Below are 22,057 nucleotides of genomic sequence, written 5' to 3'. Positions count from 1 at the left end.
GCCTTGAGCGAAAGGGGACCCCAGGACCAGGAATCGATCGGCGAGCTCTTTTCCCGCCTGATCGAGGATGGCCGCGGGCTCATCACCAATGAACTGGCGCTGTTCCGGGTCGATTTCTATCGCCGGATCAGCCGCGCCAAGCTGGGTGTGGCGCTGTGCATCGGCGGCGCGATCATGGCGCAGGCCGCCGCGGTGGTGCTGCTGATCTCGATCGCCTTCGCGCTGGGCCCGATCATCGGCCCCTTTCCGGGCGCCGCGGTCGCCGCGCTGATCGGCTTCGCCGCCGCCGGCATCGCGATCCGTTTCGGCCTGCGCCGACTGTCGCTGATCATCGACGACGATGCCCAGCGGGACGACAAGAACAGCGAGGAAAAAAGGCGCACCGCGCTGCTGTCGGTCGACGAGCTGTTCGCCCGCGCCCGCGCCCGGTCGCAAGTCGCGCGCGCGCGGCTGGCCGAAACCGTCGGCGAGGCGCAGCAGCGGCTGAGCCCGCAGACGCTGATGGCCGACCTCCTCGACGATGCGCTCGACCAGGGCCAGAAGATCGCGCACCGCGCGGTCAATGCGCTGCGTTTCCGGCCGTTCAGGACCTTCGCCGCGATCGCCCTGTCGGCCGCGCTGCTGTTCCGCGGCCCGCTCGCCAAGGCGGCATTGCGCGCCGCCGGCAAGACCGGCGCAACCGGATCGCAGGGAAAGAGTTACCCGACCCAAGGCGCCCGTCCCCGGGCGCTTCCCCGCACTGACGAGGAGAAGACGTCATGACCGTGAAGGATAGCGCCGAGCGCGCCGCGACGCTCGCCGGCACCAAATTGCACGAAGCGAGCGACGCCGCCCGCGCCAGCCTCGACAAGGCGAAGGCCAAGGCGAGCGAGAGCGTCGACGGCTTCCCGGTCGCGGCGCTGGTCGGCGGCATCGTCGCCGGCGCGCTGGTCGGCGCGCTGCTGCCGAAGACGAAGAAGGAAGAGGAATTGCTCGGCGGGATCGGCGGCCAGATCAACGATCGCGCCCGATCGGCCTTCACCGCCGCGCGCGACGCCGGCGCCGGCAAGCTCGACGAACTCGGCGTCTCGACCGATGCCGCCGGCAAGCAGGTCGGCAAGCTGATCGAATCGCTGGCACAGGTCGCCGAGACCGCCGGCACCGCCGCGGTCGAGGCGGTCAAGGCCAAGGCCTGACCGACCGGCGGTGAACGGCTGGTTCAAGCCCGGTTCACCGCCTGTCTGCCAACAGGATCACAAGGATGGCCGGCCCGTGGAGGCCGGCCATGTTCGGAGAATGACATGAAGAAGCTGATGTTTTCATTGGGCAGCGCCGCCCTGATCGCGACCTCGTTCGCGGCCCCGCTCGCGACCGCACCCGCAACCGCCGCGGTGGTCGCCAACCAGGATGCCGCGACCTTCATCTCGTCGCTGGGATCCGAATCCTTCGGCGTGCTCAAGACCGGCAACAAGAATGCGGTGCGCGCCAAGTTCCGCGAACTCCTGTCGCAGCATTTCGCGATCGACGCGATCGGCGAACGGCTGATCCGCCGCTGGGCCAACCAGATCACGCCCGAACAGAAGGCCGCCTACAAGGCCGCGATCCCGACCTTCATCATCGGCACCTATTCGGACAATCTCTACGATTATGCCAATGCGACGATGAAGGTGATCCGCACCGTCCCCGCGGGCAGCGGCTTCAACGTCACCACCCAGGTCCAGAAGCCCGGCGCCCAGCCGATCACCGCGGTCTGGTCGGTCGCGCAGGTCGGCGGCGCCTTCAAGGTCACCAACCTGACCGTCGCCAATATCAACCTCGCGGTGACCCAAGGCCAGGATTTCGACGCGATCATCCAGCGCAAGGGCATCGACGGCCTGATCGCGATAATGAAGTCGCGCGCCTAAACGCTTCGCATAATCGACCGATGAAAGCCGGTGTGGGTCCCAGCCTGCACCGGCTTCGTCGTTTTTCCGGGTTTTTCGGGCCTGCGAACGATTTCCTCGGCGGCCAAACCGCTCTAGAGATCGCCTCAGCGATCGGGCCGCACGGCCCGAACGGATCCGGAGCCTGATCGGAGGTAAGCGTGAGCAAGATGCATTTGGTGTTCGGTGGCCGGGTCAAGGATCCGCAGGGCCTCGATTTCGAGGACCTGACGAAGATCGACGTCGTCGGCTTCTACGAGAATTACAAGACGGCCGAGGATGCCTGGCGCAGCGCCGCCCAGCGCACCGTCGACGACGCCGAGATGAAATATGTGGTCGTGCATCTGCACAAGCTGCTCGAGCCCGACACGATCTGATCGGAAGGCCTCTTCATCGTCATCCCGGGCTTGACCCGGGATCTCCCTGCCTTTGGTCGGCCGAGGAAAAAGTGAGATCCCGGGTCAAGCCCGGGATGACGAGACACTCAGGCGTGGCGATAGCGGAACAGCAGCAGCGGTCGCGCGAGCACGAGACCCGCGAGGAAGCCGCCGACATGGGCGCCGATCGCGATCGCGAAGCCGGTCCCCGCACTGGCGAAACCGATCAGCATCTGGACGCCGATCCACGCCACCGCCAGCCACAGAAGATTGAGCGCGAAGGCGATCCGCGGATGGCCGGCGAAACCGCGTGGGCGGCCGAACAGCAGCGCATAGGCGCCGAATATCGCCGAGATCGCGCCGCTCGCGCCGATCATCGGCGACATGTCGAACGGGTTGAGCCCATATTGCGCGGCAGCGGCGGCATAGGCGCCGACCACGAACAGGATCGCCGTACCGACCCAGCCCAGCGCGCGTTCGACCGCCTGTCCGCAATAGACGAACATCAGCATGTTGAAGGCGAGATGGACGAGGCTGCCATGGAGCATCGTCGCCGACAGCGGCGTGATCCACACCGGCAGCGCGCCGACGACCTCGAAGCCGCTCACCCGCGCCGGGATGAAGCCGCCGATGATGTCGGCGCTCGCATCATAGCCGGTCGCCGCCAGCAGCAGCCACGTCGCCGCCGCGGCGACCGCGATCGCGACGGTGGTCCGGGCCTGCGGCATCTTCATCGAAGCGCGCCGATCAGATGAACTCGATCTTCGACACCGTGTAGAAACGATCGCCCGACGGCACCGTCAGTTCGATGTCGTCGTCGACCTTCTTGCCGATCAGCGCCTTGCCGAGCGGCGAGTTGTAGCTGATCTTGCCGTCCTTGGCGTTCGCCTCGGTCTGGCCGACGATCTGGTAGCGGATCGGCTTGTCGTCGTCGTCGAGCAGGGTGACGGTCGCGCCGAACACGATCTTGTCGCCCGACAGGTCGCGCGGATCGATGATCTGCGCGCGGCTCAGCCGGTCCTCGATATCCGAGATCGTCGCCTCGACCTGGCCCTGGCGCTCCTTGGCCGCATGATATTCGGCATTTTCCGAAAGGTCGCCATGCGCACGCGCTTCCTCGATCGCATCGATGATCAGCGGACGCTCGATTTTGAGGCGCGACAATTCCTGGGTCAGGGTCTGGTAGCCCTCCGCCAGCATCGGCAGCTTCTCAACGCTCATCGTCCGCAAAACCCCTTCGTCAAAATTCCTGAACCCCGGCCAGCCCCTTGTCGGGGCCGCCCGCAACTATCTCACGATTGGGGGATTCAGGCGTGCGAAGCTGAATAATAGGACTGGAGCGCCCGTACTTCAAGCTTGCGCTCCCGAAGCGACGCAATCGCCTGCGCCGCCGCGACCGAAGCGGCCGCGGTGGTGAAGTAGGGAACCCGCCCGTAGAGCGCCGTGGTGCGGATCGCCTTCGAGTCGAGCAGCGACTGCCAGCCCTCGGTGGTGTTGAAGATCAGGTCGACATCGCCGTCGCTGATCCGGTCGACGATGTTCGGCCGGCCCTCGCGCTTCTTGAGCACGCTTTCGACGGCGAGCCCATGCTCGCGCAGATAGTCGGCGGTGCCGCTGGTCGCGAGGATGGTGAAACCGAGATCGATCAACTGGCGCACCGCCGGCAGGATATACGGCTTGTCGCTGGGCTTCACCGACACGAACGCCTTGCCCGACAGCGGCAATTTGGTGCCCGCGCCAAGCTGCGCCTTGGCGAAGGCGGTCGCGAAATCGCTGTCGATCCCCATCACCTCGCCGGTCGATTTCATCTCGGGGCTCAGCACCGGATCGACGCCGGGGAAGCGCGCGAACGGGAAGACCGCTTCCTTGACCGCGATATGGGCGATGTCGAGATCGATCTTCGGCAGATCCTTGAGCTTCTCGCCCGCCATCACCCGTGCGGCGATCTTGGCGATCGGCGCGCCGATCGCCTTGGCGACGAACGGCACGGTGCGGCTGGCGCGCGGATTGACCTCGATCAGGTAGATCGCGTCGTCCTTGACCGCGAACTGGATGTTCATCAGGCCGCGCACCATCAGCGCGCGCGCCAGCTTGTCGGTCTGGACCTTGATCCGGTCGACGACCTCGGCCGACAGGCTGTACGGCGGCAGCGAGCAGGCGCTGTCGCCCGAATGGACGCCGGCTTCCTCGATATGCTGGAGCACGCCCGCGACCACGACATCGTCGCCGTCGCAGATCGCGTCGACATCGACCTCGATCGCGTCGCGCAGATATTGGTCGATCAGCACCGGCGAGTCGCCCGACACCTGGACCGCGGTGGTGATATATTGTTCGAGCTGCGCGGGATCCTCGACGATCTCCATCGCCCGGCCGCCGAGCACATAGGACGGCCGCATCAGCACCGGATAGCCGACCCGCTCGGCGACGGCGAGCGCCTCCTCGCGGCTGCGGGCGATGCCGTTGCGCGGCTGGAGCAGCTTGAGGTCGGTCACCAGCGCCGCGAAGCGCTCGCGATCCTCGGCAAGGTCGATCGCGTCGGGCGAGGTGCCGAGGATCGGAATGCCGGCGTCCTCAAGCTCCTGCGCGAGCTTGAGCGGGGTCTGGCCGCCGAACTGGACGATGACCCCCTTGAGGGTGCCGTTCGACATCTCGACATGGAGGATCTCGAGCACGTCCTCGGCGGTCAGCGGCTCGAAATAGAGCCGGTCCGAGGTGTCGTAGTCGGTCGACACCGTTTCCGGATTGCAGTTGACCATGATCGTCTCATAGCCCGCGTCGCCGAGCGCGAAGCAGGCGTGGCAGCAGCAATAGTCGAACTCGATGCCCTGGCCGATCCGGTTGGGACCGCCGCCGAGGATCACGATCTTTTCGCGATCGGTGGGCTTCGACTCGCACTCGGGCTCGCCGAAGCTCGGCGCCTCGTAGGTCGAGTACATATAGGGCGTCTTCGCATCGAACTCGGCCGCACAGGTATCGATCCGCTTGAACACCGGACGCACGCCGAGCTTGTGGCGGAGCGCGCGCACCTCCTTTTCGGTGATGCCGCCGGTCATCGCCTTGAGCGCGTCGTGGACGATCCCCGATCCGCGCGCCTGCTCGCGGCTCATGCCGGCGACATTGCCCGACTGCAGTGCCAGCCAGGCGAGCCGCTTGTCGGAGAAACCCATCGCCTTGAGCCGGCGCAGGCCGGCAGCGTCGTTGGGCAGGCCGTCGCGGCAGACGCCCTGTTCGGCGGCGACGATCTCGGCGAGGCGGTCGAGGAACCAAGGCTCGAACTTGGCGATGCGGTGGATTTCGGCGACGGTCAGGCCTTCACGCAGCGCCTGCGCCGCGACCAGCAGCCGGTCGGGGGTCGCACGCGCCAGTTCGGCCTCGATCTCGGCCTTGGGCGCGCCCTTCAGGGCATCGACGATGTTGAAGCCGACCAGCCCGGTCTCGAGCCCGCGCAGCGCCTTCTGCATCGATTCATGGATGTTGCGGCCGATCGCCATCGTCTCGCCGACCGACTTCATCGCGGTCGACAGCAACGGCTCGGCGCCCTTGAACTTCTCGAACGCGAAGCGCGGGATCTTGGTGACGACATAGTCGATCGTCGGTTCGAACGACGCCGGGGTCGCGCCGGTGATGTCGTTCATGATCTCGTCGAGCGTATAGCCGACCGCCAGCTTGGCGGCGACCTTGGCGATCGGGAAGCCGGTCGCCTTTGACGCGAGCGCCGACGAGCGCGACACGCGCGGGTTCATCTCGATCACCACCAACCGGCCGTCGACCGGGTTGACCGCGAACTGGACGTTCGATCCGCCGGTTTCGACGCCGATCTCGCGCAGCACCGCGATGCTGGCGTTGCGCATGATCTGATATTCCTTGTCGGTCAGCGTCAGCGCGGGCGCGACGGTGATCGAATCGCCGGTGTGGACCCCCATCGGATCGACATTCTCGATCGAGCAGATGATGATGCAGTTGTCGTTCCGGTCCCGGACGACCTCCATCTCATATTCCTTCCAGCCGAGCACCGATTCCTCGATCAGCACTTCGGTGGTCGGCGACGCGTCGAGGCCGCCGGTGACGATCTTGACGAACTCGTCCTTGTTGTAGGCGATGCCGCCGCCGGTGCCGCCCATCGTGAAGCTCGGGCGGATGATCGACGGGAGCCCGACATAATCGAGCGCGCGCAGCGCCTCGTCGACGCTGTGCGCGACTTCGGAGCGCGGGCTTTCGAGACCGATCTTGTCCATCGCCTGGCGGAACTTCATCCGGTCCTCGGCCTTGTCGATCGCCTCGGCATCGGCGCCGATCATCTGGCAGCCATATTTTTCGAGGGTGCCGTCGTTGAACAGCGCCAGCGCGGTGTTGAGCGCGGTCTGGCCACCCATCGTCGGCAGCACCGCATCGGGGCGCTCCTTCTCGATGATCCGCGCGACGATCTCCGGCGTGATCGGCTCGACATAGGTCGCATCGGCCATGTCCGGATCGGTCATGATCGTCGCCGGGTTCGAATTGACGAGGATGATGCGATAGCCCTCCTCGCGCAGCGCCTTGCACGCCTGCGTCCCCGAATAATCGAACTCGCAGGCCTGGCCGATGACGATCGGCCCGGCGCCGATGATCAGGATCGAGGAGATGTCGGTGCGTTTGGGCATTATTGCTCTTTTCCGAGATTGGGGGCCAGCCGGCGCAGCAGCAGCAGGACGATGCCGGCCAGCAGCGACCATAGCAGACCGTAGAAGATGCGCTTGATCAGGTAAAACCAGGTCGTGCAGCCGAAATAGTCGACCGTCTTGAATTCTTCCTTGGTCAGCTTGCCCGCGGCGGCGGTGCGCAGCTGCTCGACGGTGCGATCGGGACCGTAATAGGACATGACGCTGGCCTCGCGGGCGATCTGCGCCTCGTTCGGATAGCTGTAGCCGTTCGATTCCTGCTCGCTATGCGCATAATAGGTGCCGGGGATGCAGACCCAGGCCGAACCGGTGCCGTACAGCGTGTCGGGATAGCGGAATGCGCTCACGACCTGCCACGCGACGATCGCGATCGTCACGCCGAGCCACAGGCGCCGGGCGGTGAGCTTCACCGAAGCTGGCTCACGAACTGCTCGAACAGATAATGGCTGTCCTGCGGACCCGGGCTCGCCTCGGGATGATATTGGACGCTGAACGCCGGCTTGTCGGTCAGCCGCAGCCCGGCGAGCGAACCGTCGAACAGCGAGACATGGGTCGCCTCGGCATTGGCCGGCAGCGAGTCGGTGTCGACCGCGAAGCCATGGTTCATGCTGGTGATCTCGACCCGGCCGTCGTCGGTGCGCTTGACCGGATGGTTCGCGCCGCGATGGCCCTGGTGCATCTTGAAGGTCTTCGCGCCGACCGCGAGGCCGAGCATCTGGTGGCCCAGGCAGATACCGAAGATCGGCTTGCCGATTTCGAGCAGCTGCTGGATCACCGGCACCGCATAGACGCCGGTCGCGGCCGGATCGCCCGGACCGTTCGACAGGAAGACGCCGTCGGGTTCGTGCGCCATGATCTCGTCGAAGCTCGCGGTCGCGGGCACCACCGTCACCCGCGCGCCGGCGGCGACGAGGTTGCGCAGGATGTTGCGCTTCAGCCCAAAATCGATTGCGACGACATGCGGCGCGCCGGGCGCGACCGCGTCGACATCATAGCCCTCGCCGAGCGTCCACAGCCCGTCGCTCCAGCTGTAGCTCTGGGTCGCCGAGACCTCCTTGGCGAGGTCCATGCCCTCGAGCCCGGGCCAGCTCTTCGCCTTCTCGATCAGCGCGGCGACGTCGAACTGCCCTTTGGCCGAAAAAGCGATCACCCCGTTGGGGGCGCCGCCGATCCGGATCGCCCGGGTCAGCGCGCGGGTGTCGATCCCCGACAGGCCGATCCGGCCATTGGCCTTGAGCCAGCCGTCGAGATGCTGGGTGCTGCGGAAGCTCGCCGGATCGGTGACGTCCTCGCGCACGATCATGCCCAGCGCGTGCGGGTTGATCGCCTCGATATCCTCGGGGTTGGTGCCGACATTGCCGATATGCGGGAAGGTGAAGGCGATGATCTGCCCGGCATAGGAGGGATCGGTCATCACCTCCTGATAGCCGGTCATCGCGGTGTTGAAGCACACCTCGCCGACCGCGTCGCCCTCGGCCCCGAAACCGCGGCCCCAGACGATGGTCGGCTGGTCGGAGCCCGGAGAACTCAACACCAATACGCCCGTTGCGCCCTCGGGGGGTGTCAGACGCGCGTGATCGGTTTCGGCCACTGGCGGGGCGCTCCTATATCGGTTCGAGTGCTGGGCAAACGGCGGCGTAACTAGGCACCACATGCGGCAGGGTCAATTCTATTAAAAAGCTTCCCGCCATGCTATCGGCTCCGCTTTCCGATCCAGTTCCGACAGGCATCCCATGATTCGAGACGATATCAAGACGGCGCTCGTCGTCGCCATGAAGGCGCGCGACACGACGACCACCAACGCGATCCGGCTGATCCAGTCGTCGGTCAAGAATCGCGATATCGAACTGCGCACCGCGACCACCCAGCCCGACGACGATCTGCTGATCACCGAAGTGCTGCAGAAGATGATCAAGCAGCGCCGCGAATCGATCGACATGTATGTGAAGGGCAACCGCCCCGAACTCGCCGACGCCGAGGCCGCCGAGGTCGCGGTGATCGAACGCTTCCTGCCCGCGCAGATGAGCGAGGACGAAGCCAAGGCCGCGATCGACGCGATCGCGACCGAGATCGGCGCGAGCTCGGTCAAGGACATGGGCAAGGTGATGGCCGCGCTCAAGGAGCGCCACGCCGGCCAGATGGATTTCGCCAAGGCCAGCGGCCTGGTGAAGGCGCGGCTGGGCTGAACTAAAGCCCCCTCCCTGCCGAGGGAGGGGCTCCTTTTCGTCCGTTCGTGTCGAGCGCAGTCGAGACACGCTACACGCGTTATCGACTCTGAGCGGTCGCTATAGCAATCTCGATCGATGGCGTTCTGGGTCTATATGCTGCGATGCTCGGACGGCCGCTTCTATACCGGCCACACCGACGATCTCGATCGCAGGATAGCCGAGCATCATGCGGGTGGTTTTTGCGACTTCACCTCGCGAAGGCGCCCCGTCGAACTCGCGTGGCAGGAATATTGTCCGACGCGGATCGAGGCGCTGGAAGCTGAACTGCGGATCAAGGCCTGGTCCCGGGCGAAGAAGGAAGCGTTGATTCACGGAGATTGGAAAAGCGTGTCGTTTTTTGCTCGACCACCTGCGGAACGTGTCTCGACTTCGCTCGACACGAACGGAAAGGGGGGCGAAAATTCGAAAAAGCCGTTCGTGTCGAGCGTAGTCGAGACACCGCGCGCCGACTGCGACACCTAAGATGTCCCTCACTCCCGCCTTCCTCGACGAGCTCCGCGCCCGCACCACCTTGTCGACGCTGATCGGCAAGTCGGTGAAGCTGCAGAAGGCCGGCCGCGAATATAAGGCCTGCTGCCCGTTCCATAACGAGAAGTCGCCGAGCTTCTACGTCAACGACGACAAGGGCTTCTACCACTGCTTCGGGTGCAGCGCGCATGGCGACGCGATCCGGTTCCTGACCGAGGCCAAGGGCCTGCCGTTCATGGATGCGGTCAAGGAACTGGCCGCCGCCGCCGGCATGGACGTGCCCGCCCCCGATCCCAAGGCCGCCGAGCGCGCCGAGCGCCAGTCCACCCTGCACGACGTCACCGCCGCCGCGCAAATCTGGTTCGAGGAACAGCTTGGCGGCATCGAGGGCGCCCAGGCGCGCGCCTATGTCCAAAAGCGCGGGATCGGCGACAAGCTGGCGCGCGCCTTCGGTCTCGGCTTCGCCCCCGATTCGCGCGGCAAGCTAAAGACCGCGCTGGCCAAGCAGGGGGTCGACAAGCTGGTCGATACCGGGCTGCTGATCCAGGTCGAGGACAAGGAACCCTATGACCGGTTCCGCGGCCGGCTGATGATCCCGATCCGCGACCAGCGCGGCCGGGTGATCGGCTTCGGCGGGCGGATCATCGGCGAGGGCGAGCCCAAATATCTGAACTCGCCCGAGACGGTGCTCTTCGACAAGGGCCGCACCCTCTACAATCACGACCGCGCCGGCCCGGCCGCGCGCAAGGCCGGCCGGGTGATCGTCGTCGAAGGCTATATGGACGTGATCGCGCTCGCCAAGGCCGGCATCGACGAGGTGGTCGCGCCGCTCGGCACCGCGCTGACCGAGGGCCAGCTCGAACGGCTGTGGCGGATGGACGATATCCCGATCCTCTGCTTCGACGGCGACAAGGCGGGCCAGAAGGCCGCGGTCCGCGCCGCCCACCGCGCATTGCCGATGATCGCCCCCGGCCGCACCCTGCGCTTCGCCCTGCTGCCGGGCGGGCAGGATCCCGACGATCTGGTCGCCATCGGCGGCGCCGCCGCGTTCGAGGCGGTGCTCGCCGACCGGATCAGCCTCGACGAGCTGCTCTGGCGCAGCGAGCATGAGGCCGAGCCGCTCACCACCCCCGAGTCGCGGGCGGGCCTGCGCAAGCGGCTGGGCGATCTCGCCGCGACGATCGCCGATCGCGACGTGCGCGAACAATATCAGCAGGAGTTCCGCAACCGCTTCGACGCGCTGTTCGCAGCCCAGCCGCGCCAGCGCTTCGATCGCCCCTTCACCCCGCGCCCGGCGGGCCGCCCCGGCCAGCAGCGCCGCCCCGGCCAGCCCTGGCGCCCCGAACCCGGGCCGCCGCTCGCCGCGACTCACGCGGTCCGCCAGTCGGGCATCGACCGGATGATGGGCCGGGCGATATTGGCCGGGCTGATCCGCTATCCCGCGCTGATCGCCGCCAACAGCGACGCGATCGGCCGGCTGGTGTTCGGCGATCCGCGGCTCGAAAGCGTGCGCGCGACCGCGATCGACGCCGCCTTCGGCGCCACCCGCCTTGAAAGCGCCGATCTGCAGACCATATTGGTCGATGCGGGTCTTGGGGTCGTAGCGAAGGAGCTGCAGACGACGAACGGACTTGCCTTTTCATTTTTGCGCGGCAATGCCGATCATGAGCGTGCTATGCGCGATCTATCGGCGGCCATCGAGGCCTTGGCGGCACTGCCAATGCTCGATGCGGCGCTGAAAGAGGCGACCGTAAGGGCTAGTGCGGCGACGGATGAGGCGGGATTTGCCGAGCAGCAGCGGCTGCAAAAGGCAAGGAACGCGGCGGAACAAAGGCTTGTCGACCTGGCCGAAGGCGAGGACGACCAAGGCATCTGATTGTGATGCCGGACGATTTGATTGAGGGCGTGTCCTAGATGGCGAAGACGAATGGTGGCGAGAGTGGTGACGAAGGGACCGGAGGTGACGCTCCCCTCATCGATCTGAACGAAGCCTCGCTCAAGAAGCTGATCGCCCGCGCGAAGCGCAAGGGCTACATCACCTACGACCAGCTCAACGAAGCGCTGCCACAGGACCAGATGTCCTCGGATCAGCTCGAAGACGTGATGTCCGCGCTCAACGAGATGGGCGTCAACATCGTCGACAACGAGGATTCGGGCGAAGACGGCCAGCCCGACGACGACAGCGGTGCCGACGAGGCCTCCGCCGACGATGGCGAGGGCGAAGCCGCCCCCGCGCTCGCCGCGACCGCCAAGAAGGAAACGATCGACCGTACCGACGATCCGGTGCGGATGTATCTGCGCGAGATGGGCGCGGTCGAGCTGCTCAGCCGCGAAGGCGAGATCGCGATCGCCAAGCGCATCGAAGCCGGCCGCGACACGATGATCCTCGGCCTGTGCGAATCGCCGATCACCTTCAACGCGATCATCGAATGGTCGACCGCGCTCAACGAAGGCACGATGCAGCTGCGCGAGATCCTCGATCTCGACGCGATGCTCTCGAAGGGCCCGACCGCCGAGCAGGTCGAGGGCGCCGAGGACGATAGCGGCGAAATCTCCGAGACCAGCACCGGCCCGACCTTCAAGGAAGAAGAAGAGCCCGAGGAAGAGGCTGTCGCCGACGGCGACGACGAAGAGTCGATGACCGAGCGGCGCGCGCCGCGTCCGTCGGACGACGAGGACGAGGACAATACCCTCAGCCTCGCGCAGATGGAGGAACAGCTCAAGCCGATGGCGCTCGAGAAGTTCGCGACCATCACCGACCTCTACAAGAGCTTCTCGAACGTCCAGGGCCAGCGGCTCGCGACGCTCAGCGTCGGCGACGATTTCCCGAGCCGCGAGGAAGAACGCTATCAGGAACTGCGCGAGCAGCTCACCGCCGAGGTCGAGAGCGTCCAGTTCCACGGCGCGAAGATCGAATATCTGGTCGACCAGCTTTATTCGTTCAACCGGCGCCTGACCACGCTGGGCGGCCAGATGCTGCGCCTCGCCGAGCGCCACAAGGTGCCGCGCAAGGACTTCCTCGATCGCTATGTGAACCATGAGCTCGAAGAAGGCTGGCTCGACAAGGTCGGCTCGATCGACAAGAAATGGGCGGCGTTCGTCACCAACGAAGGCGATGCGGTCGAACGCATCCGCGCCGAGATCAGCGAGATCGCCCAGGCGACCGGCATGGCGCTGGTCGAGTTCCGGCGCATCGTCAACATGGTCCAGAAGGGCGAGCGCGAGGCGCGCATCGCCAAGAAGGAGATGGTCGAGGCCAATCTGCGGCTCGTGATCTCGATCGCCAAGAAATATACCAACCGCGGCCTGCAGTTCCTCGACCTCATCCAGGAAGGCAATATCGGCCTGATGAAGGCGGTCGATAAGTTCGAATATCGCCGCGGCTACAAGTTCAGCACCTATGCGACCTGGTGGATCCGCCAGGCGATCACCCGCTCGATCGCCGACCAGGCGCGCACGATCCGTATCCCGGTCCACATGATCGAGACGATCAACAAGCTGGTGCGGACCAGCCGCCAGATCCTCCACGAGATCGGCCGCGAGCCGACCCCGGAAGAGCTGGCCGAGCGGCTGTCGATGCCGCTCGAGAAGGTCCGCAAGGTGATGAAGATCGCCAAGGAGCCGATCAGCCTCGAAACGCCGATCGGCGACGAGGAGGATTCGCATCTCGGCGACTTCATCGAGGACAAGAATGCGATCATCCCGGTCGACGCGGCGATCCAGGCGAACCTCAAGGAGACCGTGACCCGGGTCCTCGCCAGCCTGACCCCGCGCGAGGAGCGCGTGCTGCGCATGCGCTTCGGCATCGGCATGAACACCGACCACACCCTCGAGGAGGTCGGCCAGCAGTTCAGCGTGACCCGCGAGCGTATCCGCCAGATCGAGGCAAAGGCGCTCCGCAAACTCAAGCATCCGAGCCGCAGCCGCAAGATGCGCAGCTTCCTCGACCAGTAAGATCAAGGGCGGGCTTCGGTCCGCCCTTTTTACGTCAGGCCGTCGCGACCGCCCGGTTGTCGCGCGCCGCCATCCGCACCTGCTTGCCGTCCGCCAGCATCTTGCCGTCGTCGACGCCCTCGGCGATCCGCAGGCCGAGCGACTGGGCGTTGCAGAAGCTCCGCAGGAAATCGATCTCATATTGCTTGGCGCCGAGATGCTCGGCGACCGCGATCTGGTGGGTGATCGCGTCGACCTCGCGCTCGATCTGCTCGTTGCCCGGCGTCGCGAAGCGGTGGGTGGCGTTGAACTGCACGACATGCCAGCAATCGTGGAACAGCGTGTGCGCGTGGAGATCGGGTTCCATATTCTGCAGGAACTCGGCCGCCTCCCAGTAGAAGATCGCGTCGTCCTCGTCGCAGCACGGCCGGCTCATCAGATGCTGGTTGACCAATATCTCGCCGGCGAAGAACACGATCCCCTTCAGGCCGGTATAAGCGGCGGCATAGCGCGGATCCCACGGCCGCTTCATGTCGATCAGCGCGGTCATCTCCACCAGGGCATCGCTGATCCGGTCGCGGTCGGCCGCGCTGATATCGCCTTCGAAACTGACCGGTATCGCCTTATCCAATATGGTGATCGCAGTCATGCCTGCCTCCTTGCTCATCGACCGCATCTTCATGGCGCGATTCGCGCCATCGGGCCGTGACCTTGCGCACATTCGGTTCAAGAGCCTTGCCCCCGACCCGAGCCCGCGCCATAGGGGCGCCAGTTTCCCAGATATGAGGCCGCGATGAAAACCCGCGTCTATGTTACCCTGAAGGGCGGCGTGCTCGACCCGCAGGGCAAGGCCATCCACAATGCTTTGGACGGCCTGGGCTTTTCCGGCGTCAACGATGTGCGCGCCGGCAAGCTGATCGAGCTCGACCATGACGATGCGGTCAGCGACGCCGACATCGAGGCGATGTGCAAGAAGCTGCTCGCCAACACCGTGATCGAGAATTTCCGCATCGAACGGGGGGCCTGAGGCCATGAAGAGCGCGGTCATCGTCTTTCCGGGCTCCAACTGCGATCGCGATCTGGCGGTCGCGATCCGCGACGTGACCGGCACCCGGCCCGAGATGATCTGGCATCGCGATACCGCCCTGCCCGACGGCATCGGCCTGATCGCGGTCCCCGGCGGCTTCTCCTATGGCGATTATCTGCGCTCGGGGGCGATGGCGGCACGGTCGCCGATCATGCGCGCGGTCGTCGAGGCGGCGGGCCGCGGCGTGCCGGTGCTGGGCATCTGCAACGGCTTCCAGATCCTGACCGAGGCGGGCCTGCTGCCCGGCGCGCTGATGCGCAATGCCGGCCTGAGCTTCGTGTGCCGCGACGTCGCGCTGACCGTCGAGAACAGCCAGTCGGCGTTCACCGGCCGCTACGAGCAAGGCGAGAAGATCGTCGTGCCGGTCGCGCATCATGACGGCAATTTCACCGCCGACGAGGAGGTGCTCAACCGCCTCGAGGGCGAAGGCCGGGTCGCCTTCCGCTATGACGAGCCCGTCAACGGGTCGGCACGCGGCATCGCCGGCATCCTCAACGACGCCGGCAATGTGCTCGGCATGATGCCCCACCCCGAGCGGGTGATCGAGGCCGCGCATGGCCGCAGCGACGGTCGCCGCCTGTTCGAGGGGCTGGTCGAGGTGATGGCCTGATGCACGGGGCGGGCTGCCTGTGTGGCGCGGTCCGCTTCGCGATCGATGCCGAGCCGCTGGCGGCGCGCAGCTGCTGGTGCCGGCTATGCCAATATCTGGGCGGCGGCACCGCGACCACCAATGTCTGCTTCCCCGCCGACAAGGTGACGATCGACGGCGAGATCCGCTATCATGACGGCGTCGCCGACAGCGGCAATGCGATGCGCCGCGGCTTCTGTCCGACCTGCGGGACGCCCTTGACCAGCGAGGCGCTCGCGCGGCCGCATCTGATCTTCCTGCGCGCCGGCACCCTTGACGATCCCAATCTGATCGCGCCGCAGGCGACGATCTGGACCTCGGCCGCGCCCGACTGGGCCTGCATCAGCGACGATATCCCCAGCTATCCGGCGCAGATCCCGCCGGTCGCCTGACGATGGGCGGGGCTGCCGGCCTGCTGATCTTCGCGGGGGCGGCATTGTGCGAGATCGGCGGCTGCTTCGCCTTCTGGGCGTGGCTGCGGCTCGGCAAGTCGCCGCTCTGGGCGGTCGCCGGTGCCGCCGCGCTGATCGGTTTCGCCTGGATCCTCACCCGTATCGACAGCGCCGCCGCCGGCCGCGCCTTCGCCGCCTATGGCGGAATCTATATCTGCGCGTCGCTCGGCTGGATGTGGGCGGTCGAAGGGGTGCGGCCCGATCGCTGGGACGGCATCGGCGCCGCCTTATGCGTCGCCGGCAGCCTCGTCATCCTGCTCGCACCGCGGGGCTAGAGCATTTTCAAGTCGGGTGGAATCACCTGACGGCTCGGAAAATGCGGAAAACAAAGACAATTTAGAGCATGTTCTGATCAATCCGATCAGGACATGCTCTAGATCAGAGTGCAGTCTTGAACGGCGTGAAGTCGGTGCCCTGGTCGAAGATGTCGATCCCCTCGCGCCGCTTGAGGAAGCCGACGACGATATAGGTCACCGGGGTCAGGATCACCTCCCAGCTGACCTTGAGCACCCATTGGGTGACCAGCACCTTGAGCACCAGCGCGGTGGTCCAGCCCTGCGCGCCGAAAAAGGCGAGCGGGTAGAAGATCAGGCTGTCGACACCCTCGCCGGCGATCGTCGATCCGATCGTGCGGGTCCACAGATGCTTGCCCGCGGTCCAGACCTTCATCTTGGCGAGCACGAAGCTGTTGACGAATTCGCCGGCCCAGAAGGCGGCGAGCGATGCGAACACGATCCGCGGCACCTGCCCGAACACCTGTTCATAGGCCGCTTGCCCGCCCCAATCGGCGGCCGGCGGCAGCGACACCACCACCCAGCTCATGAATGCCATGAAGATCAGCGCGCCGGTCCCCGCCCAGATGCAGCGGCGCGCGCGGGCATAGCCATAGACCTCGGTCAGAACGTCGCCGATCACATAGCCGATCGGGAAGAACAATATGCCCGCCCCGAACGGCCAGGCGCCGATCCCCGGCAGATCGATCGTCGCGACCTTGCCCGCGCCGATTACATTCGACAGCAACAGGATGGTGACGAACGCCGCCATCACGAAGTCGAAATAGCGCAAGGGGCGCCCGGCGAGGGCAGCGGCATCGAGCGCGAGCGGCGCTGTGTTCGAAGGCGTTTCGGTCATGGAACCACAGCCTAGCGCAGTTCCCTTCCCGCGCAATCCGCCCCATTGCCCGGATTCATTTTTCGATCTGCGGGGTGTTTCCACCCGGCTGGAAAATGCTTTATGCGCTTGCACCAACGCGCCCGTAGCTCAGCTGGATAGAGTTGCCGCCTTCTAAGCGGTATGTCGCAGGTTCGAATCCTGCCGGGCGCGCCATTCCCCGATGACATCCCCGCCCAGGCCTGCACGCTGATTCAGCGCGAAATTCGACGTGACGCGTAAACTTTTTTTACATTTGTCTCAAAAATGGCCGAATCCTGCGGCAATGAGGGCGACAGGTCGGCCCGGATATGGTAATGAATCGAGCAGCGAGGCTTTGGCAACAAGGCCCATCGTTCGGAGAGGACCAGTTAAGTTTCCGTAGCTTAGTGGTCCAGCGGACCTGTGTCTGAGTCTGCGTGCGCTGCATCTGGCAGCAGTCGGAACGATGAAGGGGCAAGCGATGATGGAACCCGAATTTCACGAGTTCGAATTCACGGTCGGCGCGGCTGCGCGCGACATTCCCCAGTGGATGTTTCAGGCCAATCCCTATCGCGGTCGGGTCGCGCGTGGCGTGCTCGACGTGCTGGTGGGGCCGATCAACCCGGGCGCCAGCCTGGCCGAGGCCTTCGGTCGCGCGAGCACCGAAATCATGCATGCCGCGCGCAAGAAGGTCGTGGCGCGGGCCGGCGAGGTCCAGCAGCCGGTGATCGTCGACCTGCGCGACGTCGAAATCTGACGTTCGGTCTGCCGGTCGTCGCGTCTGCCCCGACGCGCGACCCGGCGGACATCTTCGAACCGGATCGCGCAGGCCCGCCCTTCAGGCCACGCCCGCGACCGGCGATCAATTCCTCAACCGAGCCTCATTGAGATCGATCTCGCGGGTGAGCTTGGTGGCCAGCGCGCTGCCGATTCGCCGATCGCGCGCCAGATTGAACAGTTCGTCACGCTCGGCGGCCAGCGCCGCCAGCCGCAGATCGCGCCCGATCCCGTCACGCACCCGCATCGCCACCGCCGCTTCGCCCTCCTGGGCCCGGCTCTCGATCCGCGCGCGATAGAGGTCCATCGCCTCGGCGGCGACGCTGGCATAGAGATCGGCGTCGTTGCGGCCTTCGGCGAGCCGGTGCTGTTCGCTTTCGATCCGCCGGATCGCGGCTTCGGCAAGCGCCACCCGCGCGCTGTTCTCGGTCGCGAGCGCCGACGGATCCGATGGCATCACCAGTCCGCGCAGGATGATCGGCAGGCCGATGCTGGCCGCCGCCAGCGACATCACGATTACCCCGGCGGCGATCAGGATCGCCAGATCGCGCGCCGGGAAGGCGGTGCCGTCGACCAGGGTCAGCGGCAAAGTGAGCACGCCCGCCAGCGTGATCGCGCCGCGCACCCCGGCCAGGCTCATCGCCGTGACCAGCCGCAGCTCGGACCCTTTGAGCGGGCTCGCGCCGGTGTTGCGGAGCATCGACACCTTGAACGACGCCCACACCCACACAAAGCGTAGCGATGCGAGGCCGAGGCTGATCGCGACGATATAGACGATCAACCACCACGGCTCGCCATGCCCGCTGAGCTTCACGGTCTCGCCGGCGCTGGCGAGGATCATCGGCAGCTGTTCGCCGAGTAGCAGGAAGATCGCGCCATTGGCGGTGAACTGGATGGTGTCCCACACCGAATTGCGGCGCATCCGCGTCGCGGCGAGGGTCTGGCGCGAGATTTCGGTGAAGCTCATCGTCACGCCGGCGGCGACCGCCGCGAGAATGCCCGAGCAATGGAAATGCTCGGCGACCAGATAGGATATGAACGGGATCAGCAGGCTGATCAGAATCTGCGAGCCGATCTCCTCGCCATAGCGGCGGGTGACCCAGGCCTTGGCGCGGGTGATCGCGATCGTCGTCAGCGCGCCGATCACCAGCCCGCCCACCGCCATCCAGACGAAGCTCGCCGCGGCCTCGTGCAGCGAGAAGGCCCCGGTCAGCGCCGCCGCCACCGCGAAGCGGAAGCAGACGAGGCCCGAGGCGTCGTTGAGCAGCGATTCGCCTTCGAGGATGTGCATCATCCGCTTCGGGATCGGCACCCGCGCGGCGATCGCCGACACCGCGATCGGATCGGTCGGCGAGATGATCGCGGCGAGCGCGAACGACACCGCCAGCGGCATCGCCGGAATCAGCCAGTGGATGAACAGCCCCGCGCCGATCACGGTGAAGATCACCAGCCCGAGCGCGAGCTCGATCACCACCGGCAGATCCTTGAACAGCTCGTCCTTGGGAATCCGCCAGCCGTCGAGGAACAGCAAAGGCGGCAGGAACAGCACGAAGAAGAGTTCGGGATTGAGGTCGACCCGGATCTGCGCGACCAGCCCGATCGCGCAACCGAGCGCGATCTGGATCAGCGGGGTCGGCAGGTTGAACGGCACCATCCGCGACAGCGCGCCGCTCACCACCACCGCCGCGAGCATGACGAGGACGATCGACAGCGTTTCCATCAGTCCGGGTCCTCGCTAGCCGGCGCGTGGCCGGGTGCATGAGTCGCCGCCGCCCTGCCCAGCGTGTCGCGCAGATGCGGATTGTCGGCGAAGCGGTTGGCGGCGAGATCGATCGCCTGGCCGACCGCGATCGCGTGGAGCCGCTTGCGCCGATCGATGTCGCCGGTCTCGGCATCGAGCCGGCCGAACAGCTCGGTCAGATGCCGCTCGACGATCGCGTCGACCGCTCCGCCGGTCGCTGGGGTCTCTTCGGCGATCCTGCTTCTCCTCGATGACCGGGCCGGGTGACGGCGCCAGAGGTAGGAAGGCGGCCCCCATCCTTCCATGCATATAAATTCTATAGTGACCGGCGGGTCAGTCGGGCGACACGAGACGATAGCCCACCCCGGGCTCGGTCAGCAGCAGTTTCGGATCGGACGGATCCTCCTCGATCTTCTGCCGCAGCAGCCCGATATAGACCCGCAGATATTGGGTGTCGGTAGCCCCCGGTCCCCAGCCGGCGGCGAGCAGCCGCTTGTGGGTGACGACCTGGCCGGCATACTGCGCGAGCAGTTGCAGCAGGTCATATTCCTTCGGCGACAGCCGCACCGGCTCGTCGCCGAGACTCACCCGGCGGCTCGGGAAATCGACCGTCAGCCCGCCGGCGGCATAGGTGGTGGCGTTGGCGAAGGCGCGCGTGCGCCGGCGCTCGGACACCCGGATCCGCGCGAGCAGTTCGCCGATCTCGAACGGCTTGTTGACATAATCGTCGGCGCCCTCGTCGAGCGCCGCGATCTTCTCGCCCTCCTGGTGCCGCGCCGAAATGACGATGATCGGCACGTCGCTGCGGTTGCGGATCTGCTGGATCACCTCTTTGCCGTCGAGATCGGGCAGGCCGAGGTCGAGCAGGACGATATCGGGTTCGATCTCGCGGGCGAGGCGGATCGCACTTCGCGCGTCGGTGGCGATGGTGACGCGGTAACCCGCCGCGCCGAGCACCGGCTCGAGCACCGCGGCCAGCGCGGGCTCGTCGTCGACCAGAAGCACATGCGCGGTCAAATTCGGTCCTCCAGATCGGCGAGCGGCAGCCAGATGGTGATGCGCGTGCCCCGATCGCCGATCCCGGGAGACGCCGCCGCGATATGCCCGCCAATCGCCTCGACGAAGCCGCGTGCGATCGCAAGGCCCAGACCGGTGCCGCGCGGCGCGGCCTCGGCCCGGACCACGCGGTAGAAGCGCTCGAACACCCGTTCGAGATCCTCGGGCGGGATGCCACAGCCCTCGTCGGCGATGACGATCTCGCATCCGCCCTGCGCGGCGCGGCTCGATATCTCGATCAGGGTGCCGTCCTCGCCATGGGTGACGGCATTGTCGAGGACGTTGACCAGCGCCAGTTCGAACAGCGCAGCGTCGGCCCGGATCAGCAGCGCCTCGCCGCCATAATCGCGCCGGATCGTGCGGGCCCCGGCCCGCGGACGCACCCGCGCGATCACCGAGCCCAGCATCTCGGCGACGTCGAGCATCTGGCCGCGCGCCGCCGCCTGCCCCGCCTCGATCCGGCTCATTTCGAGCAGGTTGGCGGTGTAGCGGTTGAGCCGGTCGCATTCCTCGACGATGCCCTGCAGCAACCGTTCGGACGTGGCGGGGCCGAGTTGCTCGCGATAGCTGATCAGGCTCGAAGCCGAGGCCGCGATCGTCGTCAGCGGGGTCCGGAAATCATGGCTGACCGACGACAACAACGCGGTCTTGAGCTCCTCGGTGCGCGCCAGCGCACTGGTCTCGGCGATCCGCGCCGACAGGATCGCGCGTTCGAGCGCGAGTGCGACGAGGCTGTTAAGCGCGGCGACGAAGGCGGGTTCGAGCCGCTGCGCCGCGCTTTCCTCGATCAGCAGCACCCCCACCGGGCCGCCGCCGCCGACCAGCTTGTAGCCCGCGAGCGGCCCGTCGGCGATCGACGCGGCATCGGCGGCGAGCGCCTGCTCGGCGAAGATGCGCCATGCCGCGCCGGGAGCCGGCGGATAGATCGGGAACAGCGCCTCGTCGCGCAGGCCGAACAAAGCGAGCCGGCCGGGCAGCCGCGGTTTGACCCCGCGGTGGAGCGAATCGGCGACATCCTCGATCCGCACCGCCGACTGCAGCGAGCGGCTCGCCTCGAGCAGCCCCGCAAGCAGCATGTTGCTGCGGTGCGCGGCCTGGGCGCGGTCCTTGAGCAGGCCCGCGAGCATGCCGGCGACCAGCGCGCACAGGTTGAACACGACCAGCGGCGCGATGTCGCTGCCGGTCGCGAGCCGAAAGGTCAGCACCGGCTCGGTCAGGTAGAAATTATAGAGGAAGAAGGCGACCAGCGCCGCGAGCAGCGCCGCTGCCAGCCCGCCGAACGCCCCCGCCAGGCTGATCCCGAGCATGAAGATCAGCGCCGCGGCGACCTCGCCGAGATCGGGCTTGGCCGCGAACGCCGCGAAGGCGGTGACCGCGACGATCAGCGCGGTCGTCACGAGGTCGCGCAGGTCGAGATGGAGCTTGAGCGCCCGTCCCAGCGGGAACGCGGTGGGCACCTCGCTGCCCGCTGTCTCAGCCATCATCTCGGTTCCACATCGTGCCGATCGCGCCTCGGCAAAGTCGGGCTAGGAAGCCGCGAACAGGGGGTCCATGCATATAAATCCTATAGTAACACCCCCGGCGCCAGCCGCGTACATCCCGCCTCATCGTTTTTGGGGG

At 66.2% G+C, this 22,057-nt stretch carries 24 protein-coding genes and 1 tRNA gene; 14 read left to right on the top strand and 11 right to left on the bottom strand.

Annotated features, from left to right (window positions below):
* The first annotated feature begins 3 nt into the window (after nt 1–3).
* The 4 genes from AC1RM6_RS23000 to AC1RM6_RS22985 all read left to right on the top strand — a co-directional run bounded on the left by AC1RM6_RS23000 (nt 4) and on the right by AC1RM6_RS22985 (nt 2,278).
* Nucleotides 4–762, top strand: coding sequence for a phage holin family protein (locus tag AC1RM6_RS23000; RefSeq protein ID WP_493105540.1), 759 nt, complete (start codon nt 4–6; stop codon nt 760–762).
* Nucleotides 759–1,175: a hypothetical protein gene (locus AC1RM6_RS22995; RefSeq protein ID WP_493105538.1), complete on the top strand. Its 417-nt coding sequence runs from the start codon at nt 759–761 to the stop codon at nt 1,173–1,175. The genes AC1RM6_RS23000 and AC1RM6_RS22995 overlap by 4 nt, the downstream gene beginning before the upstream one ends.
* Before the next feature lie 105 nt (nt 1,176–1,280).
* Nucleotides 1,281–1,883: an MlaC/ttg2D family ABC transporter substrate-binding protein gene (locus AC1RM6_RS22990; protein WP_493105536.1), complete on the top strand. Its 603-nt coding sequence runs from the start codon at nt 1,281–1,283 to the stop codon at nt 1,881–1,883.
* Between the two features lie 179 nt (nt 1,884–2,062).
* Nucleotides 2,063–2,278 carry a DUF4170 domain-containing protein gene (locus AC1RM6_RS22985; protein WP_493105534.1) on the top strand — a complete coding sequence of 72 codons (216 nt, stop codon included), beginning with the start codon at nt 2,063–2,065 and terminating at the stop codon, nt 2,276–2,278.
* A gap of 107 nt (nt 2,279–2,385) precedes the next feature.
* Here AC1RM6_RS22985 and AC1RM6_RS22980 read toward each other — a convergent pair whose 3' ends face one another.
* The 5 genes from AC1RM6_RS22980 to carA all read right to left on the bottom strand — a co-directional run bounded on the left by AC1RM6_RS22980 (nt 2,386) and on the right by carA (nt 8,527).
* Nucleotides 2,386–3,012, bottom strand: coding sequence for a rhomboid family intramembrane serine protease (locus tag AC1RM6_RS22980; protein ID WP_493105532.1), 627 nt, complete (start codon nt 3,010–3,012; stop codon nt 2,386–2,388).
* A 13-nt stretch (nt 3,013–3,025) separates the two neighbouring features.
* The gene (gene greA, locus AC1RM6_RS22975) at nt 3,026–3,499 is read right to left on the bottom strand and encodes a transcription elongation factor GreA (RefSeq protein WP_493105530.1); all 474 of its coding nucleotides are present in this window, start codon (nt 3,497–3,499) and stop codon (nt 3,026–3,028) included.
* 86 nt (nt 3,500–3,585) lie between these two features.
* Nucleotides 3,586–6,918, bottom strand: coding sequence for a carbamoyl-phosphate synthase large subunit (gene carB / locus AC1RM6_RS22970; RefSeq protein ID WP_493105528.1), 3,333 nt, complete (start codon nt 6,916–6,918; stop codon nt 3,586–3,588).
* A complete protein-coding gene (locus tag AC1RM6_RS22965) occupies nt 6,918–7,346 on the bottom strand; it encodes a hypothetical protein (protein ID WP_493105526.1) in 429 nt (142 codons plus the stop codon). The genes carB and AC1RM6_RS22965 overlap by 1 nt, the downstream gene beginning before the upstream one ends.
* Nucleotides 7,343–8,527, bottom strand: a complete 1,185-nt coding sequence (carA, locus tag AC1RM6_RS22960; protein WP_493105524.1) for a glutamine-hydrolyzing carbamoyl-phosphate synthase small subunit — start codon at nt 8,525–8,527, stop codon at nt 7,343–7,345. Before carA ends, AC1RM6_RS22965 begins: the two co-directional genes overlap by 4 nt.
* 142 nt (nt 8,528–8,669) lie before the next feature.
* Between carA and AC1RM6_RS22955 the strand changes: the two genes are divergently transcribed.
* The 4 genes from AC1RM6_RS22955 to rpoD all read left to right on the top strand — a co-directional run bounded on the left by AC1RM6_RS22955 (nt 8,670) and on the right by rpoD (nt 13,586).
* Nucleotides 8,670–9,122: a GatB/YqeY domain-containing protein gene (locus AC1RM6_RS22955; RefSeq protein ID WP_493105522.1), complete on the top strand. Its 453-nt coding sequence runs from the start codon at nt 8,670–8,672 to the stop codon at nt 9,120–9,122.
* Between the two features lie 117 nt (nt 9,123–9,239).
* Nucleotides 9,240–9,626, top strand: coding sequence for a GIY-YIG nuclease family protein (locus tag AC1RM6_RS22950; RefSeq protein WP_493105520.1), 387 nt, complete (start codon nt 9,240–9,242; stop codon nt 9,624–9,626).
* A gap of 1 nt (nt 9,627) precedes the next feature.
* Entirely contained in the window at nt 9,628–11,508 is a 1,881-nt protein-coding gene (gene dnaG / locus AC1RM6_RS22945; RefSeq protein WP_493105519.1) for a DNA primase, read from the top strand.
* A gap of 38 nt (nt 11,509–11,546) precedes the next feature.
* Complete coding sequence (gene rpoD, locus AC1RM6_RS22940) at nt 11,547–13,586, top strand: RNA polymerase sigma factor RpoD (protein WP_493105517.1); 2,040 nt, start codon at nt 11,547–11,549, stop codon at nt 13,584–13,586.
* Nucleotides 13,587–13,620: 34 nt separating this feature from the next.
* Here the strand turns inward: rpoD and AC1RM6_RS22935 are convergent, their stop codons facing one another.
* Nucleotides 13,621–14,214 (bottom strand): hypothetical protein, encoded by a 594-nt coding sequence (locus AC1RM6_RS22935; RefSeq protein ID WP_493105515.1) that lies wholly within the window; start codon nt 14,212–14,214, stop codon nt 13,621–13,623.
* A 144-nt stretch (nt 14,215–14,358) separates the two neighbouring features.
* Here AC1RM6_RS22935 and purS point away from each other — a divergent pair, with 144 nt between their 5' ends.
* The 4 genes from purS to AC1RM6_RS22915 are packed head-to-tail and all read left to right on the top strand — an operon-like array spanning nt 14,359 to nt 16,007.
* Entirely contained in the window at nt 14,359–14,592 is a 234-nt protein-coding gene (gene purS, locus AC1RM6_RS22930; protein WP_493105514.1) for a phosphoribosylformylglycinamidine synthase subunit PurS, read from the top strand.
* A gap of 4 nt (nt 14,593–14,596) precedes the next feature.
* The gene (purQ, locus tag AC1RM6_RS22925; RefSeq protein ID WP_493105512.1) at nt 14,597–15,262 is read left to right on the top strand and encodes a phosphoribosylformylglycinamidine synthase subunit PurQ; all 666 of its coding nucleotides are present in this window, start codon (nt 14,597–14,599) and stop codon (nt 15,260–15,262) included.
* The gene (locus tag AC1RM6_RS22920) at nt 15,259–15,672 is read left to right on the top strand and encodes a GFA family protein (protein ID WP_493105773.1); all 414 of its coding nucleotides are present in this window, start codon (nt 15,259–15,261) and stop codon (nt 15,670–15,672) included. Before purQ ends, AC1RM6_RS22920 begins: the two co-directional genes overlap by 4 nt.
* 2 nt (nt 15,673–15,674) lie before the next feature.
* On the top strand, nt 15,675–16,007 hold the full coding sequence (locus AC1RM6_RS22915; RefSeq protein ID WP_493105510.1) for a YnfA family protein: 333 nt from the start codon (nt 15,675–15,677) through the stop codon (nt 16,005–16,007).
* A 103-nt stretch (nt 16,008–16,110) separates the two neighbouring features.
* Here the strand turns inward: AC1RM6_RS22915 and AC1RM6_RS22910 are convergent, their stop codons facing one another.
* Nucleotides 16,111–16,863 (bottom strand): queuosine precursor transporter, encoded by a 753-nt coding sequence (locus AC1RM6_RS22910; RefSeq protein ID WP_493105508.1) that lies wholly within the window; start codon nt 16,861–16,863, stop codon nt 16,111–16,113.
* Between the two features lie 118 nt (nt 16,864–16,981).
* On the opposite strand from AC1RM6_RS22910, the gene AC1RM6_RS22905 reads away from it, so the two are divergent.
* A tRNA-Arg gene (locus tag AC1RM6_RS22905) sits at nt 16,982–17,058 on the top strand.
* A 286-nt stretch (nt 17,059–17,344) separates the two neighbouring features.
* A complete protein-coding gene (locus AC1RM6_RS22900; RefSeq protein ID WP_493105506.1) occupies nt 17,345–17,620 on the top strand; it encodes a hypothetical protein in 276 nt (91 codons plus the stop codon).
* A 105-nt stretch (nt 17,621–17,725) separates the two neighbouring features.
* On the opposite strand, the gene AC1RM6_RS22895 is transcribed toward AC1RM6_RS22900, so the two are convergent.
* Genes AC1RM6_RS22895 through AC1RM6_RS22880 form a run of 4 tightly spaced genes read right to left on the bottom strand, consistent with a single transcriptional unit; the run spans nt 17,726 to nt 21,918 of the window.
* Nucleotides 17,726–19,360 carry a Na+/H+ antiporter gene (locus AC1RM6_RS22895; RefSeq protein WP_493105504.1) on the bottom strand — a complete coding sequence of 545 codons (1,635 nt, stop codon included), beginning with the start codon at nt 19,358–19,360 and terminating at the stop codon, nt 17,726–17,728.
* On the bottom strand, nt 19,360–19,686 hold the full coding sequence (locus AC1RM6_RS22890; RefSeq protein ID WP_493105502.1) for a hypothetical protein: 327 nt from the start codon (nt 19,684–19,686) through the stop codon (nt 19,360–19,362). Before AC1RM6_RS22890 ends, AC1RM6_RS22895 begins: the two co-directional genes overlap by 1 nt.
* 28 nt (nt 19,687–19,714) lie before the next feature.
* Nucleotides 19,715–20,398, bottom strand: a complete 684-nt coding sequence (locus AC1RM6_RS22885; protein WP_493105500.1) for a response regulator transcription factor — start codon at nt 20,396–20,398, stop codon at nt 19,715–19,717.
* The gene (locus tag AC1RM6_RS22880; protein ID WP_493105498.1) at nt 20,395–21,918 is read right to left on the bottom strand and encodes a sensor histidine kinase; all 1,524 of its coding nucleotides are present in this window, start codon (nt 21,916–21,918) and stop codon (nt 20,395–20,397) included. The genes AC1RM6_RS22885 and AC1RM6_RS22880 overlap by 4 nt, the downstream gene beginning before the upstream one ends.
* Nucleotides 21,919–22,057: the final 139 nt, after the last annotated feature.

It is taken from the genome of Rhizorhabdus sp. GW822-FHT03C02, from assembly GCF_058801765.1.
This window is presented reverse-complemented; position numbering and strand designations above follow the sequence as displayed.

What these genes read in the sequence shown, in the direction of transcription:
- AC1RM6_RS22900 (WP_493105506.1), top strand. Translation starts at nt 17,345, where the DNA reads ATGATGGAACCCGAATTTCACGAGTTCGAATTCACGGTCGGCGCGGCT.
- AC1RM6_RS22980 (WP_493105532.1), bottom strand. Translation starts at nt 3,012, where the DNA reads ATGAAGATGCCGCAGGCCCGGACCACCGTCGCGATCGCGGTCGCCGCG.
- AC1RM6_RS22950 (WP_493105520.1), top strand. Translation starts at nt 9,240, where the DNA reads ATGGCGTTCTGGGTCTATATGCTGCGATGCTCGGACGGCCGCTTCTAT.
- AC1RM6_RS22890 (WP_493105502.1), bottom strand. Translation starts at nt 19,686, where the DNA reads ATGGAAGGATGGGGGCCGCCTTCCTACCTCTGGCGCCGTCACCCGGCC.
- AC1RM6_RS22915 (WP_493105510.1), top strand. Translation starts at nt 15,675, where the DNA reads ATGGGCGGGGCTGCCGGCCTGCTGATCTTCGCGGGGGCGGCATTGTGC.
- AC1RM6_RS22895 (WP_493105504.1), bottom strand. Translation starts at nt 19,360, where the DNA reads ATGGAAACGCTGTCGATCGTCCTCGTCATGCTCGCGGCGGTGGTGGTG.
- purS (WP_493105514.1), top strand. Translation starts at nt 14,359, where the DNA reads ATGAAAACCCGCGTCTATGTTACCCTGAAGGGCGGCGTGCTCGACCCG.
- dnaG (WP_493105519.1), top strand. Translation starts at nt 9,628, where the DNA reads ATGTCCCTCACTCCCGCCTTCCTCGACGAGCTCCGCGCCCGCACCACC.
- AC1RM6_RS22990 (WP_493105536.1), top strand. Translation starts at nt 1,281, where the DNA reads ATGAAGAAGCTGATGTTTTCATTGGGCAGCGCCGCCCTGATCGCGACC.
- carB (WP_493105528.1), bottom strand. Translation starts at nt 6,918, where the DNA reads ATGCCCAAACGCACCGACATCTCCTCGATCCTGATCATCGGCGCCGGG.
- AC1RM6_RS22880 (WP_493105498.1), bottom strand. Translation starts at nt 21,918, where the DNA reads ATGGCTGAGACAGCGGGCAGCGAGGTGCCCACCGCGTTCCCGCTGGGA.
- AC1RM6_RS22935 (WP_493105515.1), bottom strand. Translation starts at nt 14,214, where the DNA reads ATGACTGCGATCACCATATTGGATAAGGCGATACCGGTCAGTTTCGAA.
- rpoD (WP_493105517.1), top strand. Translation starts at nt 11,547, where the DNA reads ATGGCGAAGACGAATGGTGGCGAGAGTGGTGACGAAGGGACCGGAGGT.
- AC1RM6_RS22910 (WP_493105508.1), bottom strand. Translation starts at nt 16,863, where the DNA reads ATGACCGAAACGCCTTCGAACACAGCGCCGCTCGCGCTCGATGCCGCT.
- AC1RM6_RS22995 (WP_493105538.1), top strand. Translation starts at nt 759, where the DNA reads ATGACCGTGAAGGATAGCGCCGAGCGCGCCGCGACGCTCGCCGGCACC.
- greA (WP_493105530.1), bottom strand. Translation starts at nt 3,499, where the DNA reads ATGAGCGTTGAGAAGCTGCCGATGCTGGCGGAGGGCTACCAGACCCTG.
- purQ (WP_493105512.1), top strand. Translation starts at nt 14,597, where the DNA reads ATGAAGAGCGCGGTCATCGTCTTTCCGGGCTCCAACTGCGATCGCGAT.
- AC1RM6_RS22955 (WP_493105522.1), top strand. Translation starts at nt 8,670, where the DNA reads ATGATTCGAGACGATATCAAGACGGCGCTCGTCGTCGCCATGAAGGCG.